At 65.5% G+C, this 11,386-nt stretch carries 12 protein-coding genes; 9 read left to right on the forward strand and 3 right to left on the reverse strand.

Translation table 11 applies throughout. The features are described 5' to 3' along the window. The 3 genes from VLR48_RS12585 to mltB form a co-directional block, all read left to right on the forward strand. On the forward strand, positions 1 to 816 hold an 816-nt coding region (locus VLR48_RS12585), incomplete at its 5' end, for a penicillin-binding transpeptidase domain-containing protein (RefSeq protein WP_325292122.1). Beyond that, positions 806 to 1,942, forward strand: a complete 1,137-nt coding sequence (gene rodA, locus VLR48_RS12590) for a rod shape-determining protein RodA (RefSeq protein WP_325292123.1) — start codon at positions 806 to 808, stop codon at positions 1,940 to 1,942. The genes VLR48_RS12585 and rodA, both read left to right, overlap by 11 nt. Before the next feature lie 43 nt (positions 1,943 to 1,985). Continuing rightward, positions 1,986 to 3,035 (forward strand): lytic murein transglycosylase B, encoded by a 1,050-nt coding sequence (mltB, locus tag VLR48_RS12595; RefSeq protein ID WP_325292124.1) that lies wholly within the window; start codon positions 1,986 to 1,988, stop codon positions 3,033 to 3,035. Between the two features lie 82 nt (positions 3,036 to 3,117). Here mltB and VLR48_RS12600 read toward each other — a convergent pair whose 3' ends face one another. From VLR48_RS12600 to VLR48_RS12610, 3 genes are all read right to left on the reverse strand, one after another. Further along, complete coding sequence (locus tag VLR48_RS12600) at positions 3,118 to 4,491, reverse strand: HAMP domain-containing sensor histidine kinase (RefSeq protein WP_325292125.1); 1,374 nt, start codon at positions 4,489 to 4,491, stop codon at positions 3,118 to 3,120. A gap of 186 nt (positions 4,492 to 4,677) precedes the next feature. After that, positions 4,678 to 5,340 (reverse strand): response regulator transcription factor, encoded by a 663-nt coding sequence (locus VLR48_RS12605; RefSeq protein ID WP_325292126.1) that lies wholly within the window; start codon positions 5,338 to 5,340, stop codon positions 4,678 to 4,680. Next, complete coding sequence (locus VLR48_RS12610; protein WP_325292127.1) at positions 5,340 to 5,699, reverse strand: PepSY domain-containing protein; 360 nt, start codon at positions 5,697 to 5,699, stop codon at positions 5,340 to 5,342. Before VLR48_RS12610 ends, VLR48_RS12605 begins: the two co-directional genes overlap by 1 nt. A 145-nt stretch (positions 5,700 to 5,844) precedes the next feature. Between VLR48_RS12610 and VLR48_RS12615 the strand changes: the two genes are divergently transcribed. The 6 genes from VLR48_RS12615 to VLR48_RS12640 form a co-directional block, all read left to right on the forward strand. Then, a complete protein-coding gene (locus VLR48_RS12615; protein ID WP_325292128.1) occupies positions 5,845 to 6,459 on the forward strand; it encodes a cytochrome b/b6 domain-containing protein in 615 nt (204 codons plus the stop codon). 8 nt (positions 6,460 to 6,467) lie between these two features. Next, positions 6,468 to 6,824 carry a DUF1924 domain-containing protein gene (locus tag VLR48_RS12620; protein ID WP_325292129.1) on the forward strand — a complete coding sequence of 119 codons (357 nt, stop codon included), beginning with the start codon at positions 6,468 to 6,470 and terminating at the stop codon, positions 6,822 to 6,824. Between the two features lie 16 nt (positions 6,825 to 6,840). Then, on the forward strand, positions 6,841 to 7,434 hold the full coding sequence (locus VLR48_RS12625; RefSeq protein WP_325292130.1) for a cytochrome C: 594 nt from the start codon (positions 6,841 to 6,843) through the stop codon (positions 7,432 to 7,434). 158 nt (positions 7,435 to 7,592) lie between these two features. Then, positions 7,593 to 8,648: an ethylbenzene dehydrogenase-related protein gene (locus tag VLR48_RS12630; protein WP_325292131.1), complete on the forward strand. Its 1,056-nt coding sequence runs from the start codon at positions 7,593 to 7,595 to the stop codon at positions 8,646 to 8,648. 199 nt (positions 8,649 to 8,847) lie between these two features. After that, positions 8,848 to 9,777: a cation diffusion facilitator family transporter gene (locus tag VLR48_RS12635; protein WP_325292132.1), complete on the forward strand. Its 930-nt coding sequence runs from the start codon at positions 8,848 to 8,850 to the stop codon at positions 9,775 to 9,777. Positions 9,778 to 10,024: 247 nt separating this feature from the next. Then, positions 10,025 to 11,386: TonB-dependent receptor domain-containing protein (locus VLR48_RS12640; RefSeq protein WP_325292133.1), on the forward strand; the 1,362-nt coding region annotated here is incomplete at its 3' end.

Consider the following 11,386-nt stretch of genomic DNA (forward strand, 5'->3'; position numbering starts at 1 on the left):
GGTTACTTCAGTCTGCCTGGAAACTCGCATCGCTTTCGCTGCTGGCGTCGCGGTGGACACGGTGCCATGAACCTGCAGCAGGCCGTGGTGCAGTCCTGTGACGTCTACTTTTATGACTTGGCCAACCGGATGGGGATCGACCGACTCTCGGGCTTTCTCTCGGACTTCGGCTTCGGTGCCTTGACCGGGATCGATGTCTCCGGCGAGCTCGGCGGGCTCATGCCCACCCGCGAATGGAAACAACGGGTCCGCAAACAGGCCTGGTATCCGGGCGAGACCCTGATCGTGGGCATCGGTCAGGGCTCCTTCCTGGCGACACCGCTGCAACTGGCGGTCGCCACGGCAGCGGTCGCCAATCACGGCAAGGTGATTCGTCCGCAGGTGGCGCGGGCGGCACAGGCTCCCGGTGCGTCCGCGGCCGAGCAGCTGCCGATGGTCTCGCATACCATCGAGCTGGGCGACAAACAGCAATGGGACCAGATCGTCAACGCCATGGCCAAGGTCGTGGAATCCGGCACCGCCCGGCGCATCCGCAGCACCGAGTACCGCATCGCCGGCAAAACCGGGACCTCGCAGGTCTTCAGCCTCGGCCAGAACCAGCGCTACAGTGCAGCAACGCTCCCCAAGCACCTGCATGACCACGCGCTGTTCGTTGCCTTTGCGCCGGTCGAGGATCCGCGTATCGCGATCGCGGTCATCGTGGAGCACGGTGGCGGGGGCGGCGCCACCGCCGCACCCGTCGCGCGCCGCATCATGGATGCCTACCTGGGCGGTGGGACCGTCGTGACCGATGTCGGAGCCGAACGTGGCGACTAGATCGAGCAGCTATTTCCCGGATGACGCCCTGTATCCAGGGCACCGCGGTCTGTGGCAGCGGGTTCACCTGGATGCACCCCTGCTGGTGGCCCTGCTGGCCCTGTGCGGTTTCGGCCTGATGGTGCTCTTCAGCGCGAGCGATCAGGATCCCGCCGCGGTCGAGCGCCAGTTGATTCGGCTGGGGATCGCCTTCGCCCTGATGATCGCGGTCGCACAGATCCCCCCGGCGCGGCTGCGCAGCTGGTCACCGGTGCTCTACGGGGTCGGGGTGGCGATGCTGATTGCGGTGCTTCTGTTCGGAGATATCGGCAAGGGTGCGCAGCGCTGGTTAGATTTCGGCGTCGTTCGCTTTCAGCCCTCGGAGCTTCTGAAGCTCGCGGTGCCCATGATGCTCGCCTGGCTGCTCAGCGCCCGGGCCTTGCCGCCGAAACTCTTGTGGGTAGTCCTCTCGGCGGTACTGACCCTGATCCCGGTCGTGCTGATCGCCAAGCAACCGGATTTGGGAACCTCGCTGTTGGTCGCCAGCGCGGGCGTGATGGTGCTCTTTATGGCCGGCATGGGGTGGGGCATGATCCTCGCGCTGGCGGCCGTCGTCGCCGCAGTGACCCCGCTCGTCTGGATCGGTCTGCACGACTATCAACGCGATCGCGTTCTGACCTTCCTGAATCCGGAGTCCGACCCCCTCGGGTCCGGTTATCACATCATCCAGTCCAAGATTGCGATCGGCTCGGGCGGGATCGACGGCAAGGGCTGGTTGAACGGCACCCAGTCGCACCTGGAGTTCCTGCCCGAGCGCAATACCGACTTCATCTTCGCGGTCATCGGCGAGGAATTCGGGTTTACCGGGATCCTGGCCCTGCTCGCACTTTATCTCTTCATCATCCTGCGCGGTCTGGTCATCGCCGCCCGGGCGCAGGATCGCTTCGGGCGTCTCTTGGCCGGCGCTCTGACCCTGGTGTTTTTCGTCTATGTCTTCGTCAACACCGGGATGGTCACCGGCTTGTTGCCGGTCGTCGGTGTTCCGCTGCCCTTGATCAGCTACGGAGGCACCTCGATGGTGACCTTGATGGCCGGATTCGGCATCATCATGGGGGTACATACCCATCGTATACGCTCGCGCGGGTGACGCGTCCGGACCAACGTCATCACCACTCAACGAGGTGCCTTCCATGCCCTTCGCTCGTCGATGTTTCTTCGCAGGATGTGCGGCGCTCGTCGCGTCGCACCTGCACGCCGAGCCGGCCAGCTATGGGGCCGAGGCCGATGTGTTCGCGCGCGCGATGGTCGAGCGGCACGGATTCGATTCGGCCGAGCTCCACGGCGTGCTGGCCGATGCCCGTTACACCCAGGCCATCGTCGATGCCATGGATCGTCCTTACGAGGCCAAGCCTTGGCGCGACTATCGGGCGCTGTTCGTCACGCCCGAGCGGATTGCCGGTGGTGTGGCCTTCCGGCACGACAACGCCGAACTGCTCGCGCGTGCGGAGGCCGACTACGGCGTCGCTCCGCAGATCATCGTCGCCATCATCGGGGTCGAGACGAACTACGGGGCCAATGTGGGCAAGCATCGGGTGATCGATGCGCTGACCACACTCGGTTTCGCCTATCCGCGGCGGGCCGACTTCTTCCGTCGCGAGCTGGAGGCGTTCCTCTTGCTCAGTCGCGAAGAGCGGCTGGATCCGCTCCGGGCCGTCGGTTCCTACGCAGGAGCAATGGGCAAGCCGCAGTTCATCTCATCAAGCTATCGCAATTATGCGATCGACCTCGACGGGGATGGTCGGCGCGACCTGTGGGGCAGCAACGCGGACGTCATCGGGAGCGTCGCCAACTATTTCAAACAGCACGGTTGGCGCCCGGGCGAGCCCGTCGCCTTTGCCGCGACGCTGCGCGCCGGCGTCCCGGCCGGGATCACGTTGGTCGAGAAGACCCCCGCCCCGCCCGACACGACCGCGGGCGACCTACGGGCAGCAGGGGTCGCGTGGGAGGAGATCCAGCCTGCCGAAGTCCCGGCGAGCCTAATCCGGATCGACGGGGACGAAGACGAATACTGGGTCGGGTTGGACAACTTCTACGCCATCACCCGTTACAACCACAGCAACCTCTACGCGATGGCGGTCCATCAGCTCAGTGAAGCGATCCGCGCAGGCTTCGAGGCGGAATCACGCGGTACGGGAGACCCAGGCGCTGCGGACGCTCGTGAGTCAGCCGAGAATCAATGAAAGATACCGGTGTCACCCGAGTTTCTGTCCGTGGTCGCGTGACCTGACCGAGCGAGCGGATCAATTCGCACCGACGGGTGTTTCAGCGCCCGGATTCGGCTTGCTCCATCGGCAGCCGCACCCGGACAGAGAGCCCGCCTTTGCTTGCACGCGCGAAGTCGAGGCCCCCGCCATAGGCATCGACGACATCCCGGGCGATCGCAAGGCCGAGGCCGTTGCCTTCTCTGCGCTCGTCGAGACGTAAGCCCCGCTCGCCCAACCGCGGCGTCTGCTCTGCCGGGACGCCGGGTCCATCGTCCTCGATCGAGATCTCGATTCGATCGCCGGCGGTCACCCGGATGTCCACCTCGGTCCGGGCCCATTTGGCGGCGTTTTCCAGCAGATTCCCCAGCAGCTCCAGCAGATCGTCTTGGATGACCGCGGCACTGGCCTGCGCGGGTGCGACGAGTTGCCAGTCGAGCCGCGCGCCCTCCGGGGTGCGTTGCAGCGTGCGCAGCAGTCGGTGAATGGTCTCCACCACGTCGGCCCGGGATGGCTGGACACCCGCGCCGGAGCGCAGCCGGGCGCGCACCAGCTCGCGCTCGACCCGCCGCCGCATCGCCATCGCCAAGTGCTCCAGATCGTCGGCCAGCGGCGCGTTGCCCTGCTCGCGCAAGCGCTGCGCATCGGCCACCAGCGCGCCCAGGGGGGTTTTGAGTCCGTGAGCGAGGTCCGCGGTCCAGGCGCGCGCGCGCTCGATCGCCTGCTCGCGGGCCTCGAGCAGTGCGTTGACCTCGCCGACCAGAGGCATGACCTCGTCCGGATAGGCCCGCGCGAGCCGCCGCGTCCGGCCCGTGCGAATCTCGCCGAGACCGCGTCGAACCAGGTCGAGCGGCGCGAGTCCGGTCTGGATCTGAACGAAGGTCGCCAGCGCCAGGACCAGCCCGATGAGCGCGAGATAGGGCAGCATGTCGGCCGCGAAGGCATCCCGCGCCGCGATCAGCTCTGCGCGTTCGACCCCGACCATGAGACGCAAGGGCGTGAGCCCGCCGGCCGCCTGCAGACGAATCCGACGCTCGCGCACCAACAAGGGTCGCGCGTCCGGACCCATGACCTCATGGGCGTGGACGGTTCCCGGATCCAGATCGTCGTCGCTCAGCTCCACCAGATGATCCCAGAGCGAGCGCGAGCGCAGCAGCCCGGGCCGAGCCGGGCCGTCGATCTGCCAATAGAGCCCGCTCAGTGGCTGATCGAACCGCGGGTCGGCCGGCTCGCGCGTGAGCTCGACCTCGCCCTGCGGCGTGATGGTCACCGCCGCGACGAGTTGGTTGAGCTGCGCCCGCAGCTCCTCGCCGATGCGCCGCTCGACATGGCGCTCGAACAGGGTCAAGAGACCGAGCCCGGCGAACGCCAGTGCCATCGTGATGGAGAATGCAGCCCCGATCCAGAGACGGGCGCGCAGCGAGCGGCGCGTCATTTTAAACCGCGTCCCGCGCGACACATTGGGTTCGACTGAAGGCCATGCACCGCAGCGACCAAGCCTCTTGGAGATGACGCGGTTTAAGTCTTTTCAGATCTTCACTTGAACCGCGTCGCGCCGACCGCGCGCCGGACCTCAAGCGATCGCGCTCACTCCAACACATGCTTGGACTCCGGACGCGGTTCAATACGCCTCCTCGATCAGATACCCGAACCCCCGCCGCGTCTGGATCAGCTCGACCCCGAGCTTGCGGCGCACCCGCCCGACCAGGACCTCGACGGCGTTGGACTCGCGCTCGAAGTCCTGCGCATAGAGCTGCTCGGTGAGCTCGAGCTGGGAGACGACCCGCCCGGCGTGCTGCATCAGATAACTGACGAGACGGTATTCCTGCGGGGAGAGATGGATCGGGACACCCTCGACCGTCACGGCCATCCGCCGGGTGTCCAAAACGACCGGTCCGTTGACGAGCACCGCGCTGGCCTGCCCCGCGGAGCGGCGCACCAGGGCACGCAGACGCGCCAGCAGCTCCTCCATCCGGAAAGGCTTGGGCAGATAGTCGTCGGCCCCAGCGTCGATGCCCTCGACCCGCTCGTTCCAATCACCCCGCGCGGTCAGGATGAGCACCGGAAAGCGCTGCCCGTTCGCCCGCCATTTGCGCAGGATCGAGAGCCCGTCCATGCTCGGCAACCCGAGATCCAGGATCGCCGCTGCATAGCTCTCGGTATCGCCCTTGAACCAGGCGATTTCGCCGTCGGTCTCGTGATCGACCACGAAGCCCGCACCCGCCAGCGCGGCGACCAAGCCCTCCGCGAGCCGCACGTCGTCCTCGACCAAAAGCAGGCGCATCAGTCGTCCTCGACCGCAAGGATCTCGGCCGTCGCGGCGTCGACCAGCACCTCCATCATCCGCCCGTCCTGCGCAATCAGCTTGATCTCGTAGACCCAGACGCGCTTGCCGAGCCACTTCTCGCGCTCGAGCTCGACCTCGATGACCTCCCCCGGCACCTCGGCCGCGACCCGTCGCAGGATCTCGGCGATCGGTCGGACCTCGCCCTGCTGCAGGGCGTGTCGTGCTCGGTCGTGATCATGGCGTGCCTCGCCCTTGGCTTCATGGACCGCGGAGTCCGCGAGCGACATGGCCGGGGCCAGCGCGAACGCCACGAGGGCGGCCAAGAGTCGACGACGCAAGAACGGCTGGGTGTGCATGGAGCCCATTATGGACCGAACCAAGCTGACCGTTTGCTGACAAGGGCGCACAGGGTTTCGTCAGGCACTCCCCCGTAATCTGCACCCAAGCCGCGATCGATCGCGGCCGAGCCATCCTCAACGCAGAGATCAGGAGTGCAAGCAGATGACTACCGAGACCATGATCGCGCCGGCGATCACCCGACACGAAAGCCCGGAACGCATCCGCGTCTGGGATCCTCTCGTCCGAATCTTCCACTGGGCCCTGGTCGGCGGTTTCGCCACCGCCTTCATCGTCGAGGACGACCTCCTCGGCGTGCATGTCTGGGCCGGCTATCTGGTGCTGAGCCTGATTGCCGTGCGTCTGGTCTGGGGCCTGATCGGCACCCGCCACGCCCGTTTCAGCGATTTCGTGCGCAAGCCGAGCGATGTTCTGGCCTATGTCCGGGATGCTCTGCGGCTGCGTGCCCCTCGCTATCTCGGCCACAACCCGGCCGGCGGCGCCATGGTGATCGCCCTAATGATCGCGGTCGTGCTGACCGGATTGAGCGGTCTGGCCGTCTACGGCGCGGAAGAGTTCTCGGGTCCGCTGGCACCGATGATGAGCAGCCTTCCGGGATCCTGGGGCCATTTCTTCGAGGAGGCGCACGAGGTCATGGCCAATCTCACGCTCGCACTGATCGTCGCCCATATGGCCGGCGTCATCTTCTCCAGCCTGTCCCATCGGGAAAACCTGATCGGCGGCATGATCACCGGATTGAAGCGGAAGGACATCCAATGAAACGCGACATGAAAACAACTCTGGCCATTCTGATCGGCGTGTCCGGCGCCATGGCTATCCCGACCGTCTCCCTCGCCGCCGACGCGGCGGCAGGCGCCGCGGGTTGGACAAAGGAATACCCGCAAACCGACGGCTCGCCGCCGCGCAGCTGCGTCACCTGCCACGGCCGTGACCTCAGCCAGCCCGGCCGACACGCGGTCACCAACAAGGTCATCGAGCCCATGGCGCCATCGGTGAATCCGCAGCGCCTGACGGATCAGGCCAAGGTCGAGAAATGGTTGCTGCGAAATTGTCGTTGGACCCTCGGACGCGAATGCACAAGCGACGAGAAGGTCGACTTCATCGCCTACATCCAAAGCCAGTAATCAGGAGCCGACTCCAATGCCTAAATCGACCCGAACCATCGCGATCATCGCAGCCGGACTCCTCTCGCTGGGCGCCGTCGGCTTAGCCGTCGGCGACTCCGACGACGACGATCACGAGAAACAAGAGAACGGCGGCAGTTGGCTGAAATCCCGCCCCGATGTCGCCCCGGTCATGAATGCGGCCTACGGCGAAGAATGCGGCTCCTGCCATCTGGCCTATCAACCCGGTCTGCTGCCGGCCCTGGACTGGGCAAGGATCATGGGTCCCGATGCCTTGGCGAACCATTACGGCGACGATGCCTCTTTACCCGACGCACTGCGTGGCGAGATCGCGAGCTACCTTGTGGCCAATTCAGCGGACCAGGGCACCCATTCGCGCTCGCGCGCCTTTTCATTCGTGGGCGACGCCGCTGCTGACGCCACACTCCCGCGGATCACCCAGACCCGCTATTTCGTCAACAAACACGACGAGATCCCGAAAAAATGGGTGGCCGGAAACCAGGAGGTCGGCAGCTTCAGCCAATGCAACAGCTGTCATCGCGGCGCAAACGAGGGGATTTACGACGAAGAGCAAGTCTCCATCCCCGGTCACGGACGCTGGGAGGACTGAGGCTTCCCTCGGGATCCGCCGTCGGGATTGTGTTGCGGTCCGGTCGGCGGTACAAGGTGGAGAGCAACCCGTACGCAAGATACGGGAAGGCGCTTCAACAGCGCAGCTCTGATCCGAGCCACAACAAGAACGACGACCACCACCGGAGGAACCCTGAGATGACTGCGAACCCGAAAAAACGGACGACAGCTCTGTCGGCCATGCTCGTCGCCACCTGTGCGTTTTCCGCTCCCGCGCTCGCTGCCCGAGCACTCGAGACGGTGACGGCAATCGCCTTCGACACGGCGCCGACCCTGGACGGCGCCGCCGACGATGCGGTTTGGGCCGCAGCCGCGCCGGCGAAGCTCCATTTCAAGAAGGGCGCGAACTTCGGCGAAAAGGGCAGCACCGACGGTAGCATTCGCGCGGCACGCGTCGGCGACGAGCTCTTTTTGCTGCTGCAGTACGAGGACCCGACCCATTCCGAGCAGCGCTCGCCCTACGTCAAGCAGGCCGACGGCTCCTGGAAGAAGCTCAAGGATCCCGAAGACGTCGGCGGCGACAACAACACCTTCTACGAAGATAAGGCGGCCCTGATCTGGCCGATCGACAACTCCATCCCGGACTTCGAGGCCGATGGCTGCTTCGCGGCCTGTCACGACGACGAGCCGCCCAAGCCATACGGCAATAAGTACACCGAGAACGAAGGCGAGCGCGGTGATATGTGGCACATCAAGACCGTGCGCACCGGGCCGGTCGGACAGGTCGACGACCAGTGGCTGGACCACACCCGCTTCGACCCGGAGACCGCGAAGAACGCCGGGCGAAAAACCGATGCCAAGACGGGCGGCGGCTATACCGACATCGCATTGGTCGAGGGAATCCCCGAGTTCATGGCCGGCGACGGCAGGGCCGCCAACAAGGGCGGGACCTATTGGGTCATGGCTGACGACAAGGTCCCTTTCGACGATAGTCGATTCGAGCCCGGCGACGAGGTTGCGTCCATCATGATCGCCCCCTTCGAAGGTGACCGCGGCGACATCGCCTTGGGCTTGTCCTGGAACGACGGGGTCTGGACCATGGAGATGCGGCGGAAACTGGTCACGGGCAGCGAGACCGACGTGCAATTCGCGGATCTGACTGCGGCCTATCCTTTCGCGGTCTCGGTGTTCGACAATGCCCAGGTCAGGCATGCCTTCATGCAGAAGCCGGTCGCGCTGGTGTTCGAGCAGTAGGGCGCGGAGGCGCCGGCTCTCTCGAGAGAGCCTCCTGCTGCCAGCCTCCAGCTTCAAGCCGCAGTTGACCGGCTGGGATGTATTACCCAGGCGGGGGGCAATAACCCCGCCCGGATCCAACGCCGAACATCGAACGCCGAAGGCTGAAAGCTTGCAGCTGGAAGCTGGAGGCTTTCGGCACACTAAACGGAGCACAGCAGTGAGCCCGAGCACGCCCGAGTCCGCCGTATCAGCCAAATTCGCCGGCTCGAACGACAGACTGCTGCGTCTGGCCACCTACGCCTCGGTCGCCACGGCCTGTCTGCTGATCTTGGCCAAGCTCGGAGCCTGGTTGGTCACGGGATCGGTCAGCGTGCTGGCCTCGTTGGTCGATTCGGCAATGGACGCCGGGGCTTCGCTGGTGAATCTGCTGGCGGTGCATTGGTCATTGATGCCACCGGATGACGAGCACCGTTTCGGTCACGGGAAGGCCGAAGCACTGGCCGCGCTCGGCCAGGCGACCTTGATTGCCGCCTCGGCCGTGTTTCTCGGGCTACAGGCGGTCGACCGTCTGCTGCATCCGCAACCCGTCGAGGAACCCGGAGTCGGCCTGCTCGTGATCGGTTTCGCGATCCTGGTCACCTTGGCGTTGCTGGCGTTCCAACGTCACGTCATTCGCCGCACCGGGTCGGCGGCGATCCGGGCGGACGCCCTGCACTACGCGACGGACCTGGCCACCAATGCCGCGACCGTCGTGGCCTTGCTGCTCGCCGCCGCCGGCTGGTCCGGATTCGATCCGCTGTTCGGCCTGGCCATCGGGGTCTACATCCTCTACAGCGCCTTGCGGATCGGCTTCGATGCCGTCCAACTTCTGATGGACCGCGAGCTCCCCGACGAGGCGCGCCGCCAGATCTTGGACCTTGCGGCTTCGGTTCCCGGCGTGCTGGGCGTGCATGGCTTGCGAACACGCCGATCCGGACAATCCCTGATCATCCAACTGCACCTCGCGCTCGACGACACCATGCCGCTGCTCGCCGCCCATCAGATCGCCCTCGATGTCGAGGCGCGCATTCGCGACATGCATCCGGACTCGGACATCACCATCCATCAGGATCCGGTCAGCCTAGGCGAAGAGAGCCTGCCTGTTTAACGACGTCGGTCTGTTCGGCCCCTTCCTGTCGTTGGATCGTCGGGACGAGCGAGCCGGGTCATCTCCCGAGCAACTCATTCAGCAGCGCGACGGACCGCTGCGGGATATCGAGTACACGCTAAGCCATACCACCCACTCTTTCCTGCCTCCGATCAGTAAAACCTCAAATCCCGGCAACCGGGGAAAGAACTTGGATAGGCTCATCCGCAACTCGATCAAGCAGACGAGACGAGCGGAGGCACACCCAATGAGCACAATAAAATTAAGGTCTTGCAGTCGTCGACTCCCGAACCCGGCGACGCTGCAGGTCGCGGACAAGACATCGACCCGGACACCGAGCGGTGTTCCGCTCGGCGCCGGGATCGGCTTACTCATCGTGATGCTGGCGGGACTCTCGGTCGCGCCCCGGGCCGACACCGCGACCGAACAAACCGCCGAGGACGGCGGCGTCGTCCTACCCGAGCTGGAGGTGACCGCGGATCGCCCTGCCGGTCTCCCGCCCGCGACCTTCGTGGCACCCATCGTGGAGGTCGCACCCGGCCTTCCGGCGGACGGCGGCGATCTCCTGCGCTCGGTCCCCGGCGTGAGCGGCTCGCGGATGGGCGGTTTCGGCATCGACCCCATCATCCGCGGCCAGACCGCCGGCCAGCTCAATATCCTGATCGACGGCGCCTACGCCTTCGGCGCCTGCCCCAACCGCATGGACCCGCCGACGGCCTATGTGGATCTGGACAACTACGACTCGGTCACGGTCATCAAGGGCTCGCAGACGGTCCGATACGGCGGCGGCGGAACCGGCGGCACCGTCCTGTTCGAGCGCGACACCCCCCGTTTCGATCCCGGCGAGGTCTTCCGCGCACGCTTCACCGGCGGCATCACCGACAACTCGCACACAGGTAACCTGGGCGCGGACGTGACGGTCGGCATCCCCGAGGGCTTTGCCCGCGCCACCGGCCAGTATCAGACGGCGGACAATTACGACGACGGCAACGGCAATCCGGTGCGTAGCGCCTACAACAACGAGGGCGCCGGTCTGTCGCTCGGCCTCACCCCGAACGACGACACCCGTGCCGTGCTGAGCTACGACTATACCCACGACTGGGATGTCCTCTACGCGGGCGCCGGCATGGACGGGATCTACAGCGACAGCGACCAGTGGCGTCTGCAGCTAGGTCAGGACACCCCGCTCGGCCCCTTCGCCGCGGTGAAGGCGGAGCTCTACAGCGTCTCGGTCGATCATCTGATGGACAACTACAGCCTCCGGCCACTGACCGGAATGTTCAAGATGCGCGCCCCGAGCACCGCCGATACCGCGGGCGGGCGTCTGACCGCCGATCTGGAAGCGATGGGCATGAATTGGACACTCGGGACCGATTATCTCCAGGTCGATCGCGATGCCACCCGCTTCTGGAACTACCGCTCCGCGGCGGTCGATGTCCCCAACTCGTATCTCTGGCCGGACGTGGTGAATTCAGACCTCGGCCTTTTCGTCGAGATCGAGCGCCCCTTGACCGAGCAATCCCGACTCACCGCCGGGCTGCGCTACGACCGCACCGAGGCCAGCGTCTCGCAGTCTCGTGCCGCGCTTGTGCCCGTCGGACCCGCCTGG

Origin of the sequence: Thiocapsa sp., assembly GCF_035467215.1 — a bacterium.
Lineage (GTDB): Bacteria > Pseudomonadota > Gammaproteobacteria > Chromatiales > Chromatiaceae > Thiocapsa.

Coding starts and splice junctions, on each gene's coding strand:
- VLR48_RS12620 (WP_325292129.1), top strand. CDS start 6,468: ATGAAAACAACTCTGGCCATTCTGATCGGCGTGTCCGGCGCCATGGCT.
- VLR48_RS12610 (WP_325292127.1), bottom strand. CDS start 5,699: ATGCACACCCAGCCGTTCTTGCGTCGTCGACTCTTGGCCGCCCTCGTG.
- mltB (WP_325292124.1), top strand. CDS start 1,986: ATGCCCTTCGCTCGTCGATGTTTCTTCGCAGGATGTGCGGCGCTCGTC.
- VLR48_RS12615 (WP_325292128.1), top strand. CDS start 5,845: ATGACTACCGAGACCATGATCGCGCCGGCGATCACCCGACACGAAAGC.
- VLR48_RS12630 (WP_325292131.1), top strand. CDS start 7,593: ATGACTGCGAACCCGAAAAAACGGACGACAGCTCTGTCGGCCATGCTC.
- VLR48_RS12600 (WP_325292125.1), bottom strand. CDS start 4,491: ATGACGCGCCGCTCGCTGCGCGCCCGTCTCTGGATCGGGGCTGCATTC.
- VLR48_RS12605 (WP_325292126.1), bottom strand. CDS start 5,340: ATGCGCCTGCTTTTGGTCGAGGACGACGTGCGGCTCGCGGAGGGCTTG.
- VLR48_RS12625 (WP_325292130.1), top strand. CDS start 6,841: ATGCCTAAATCGACCCGAACCATCGCGATCATCGCAGCCGGACTCCTC.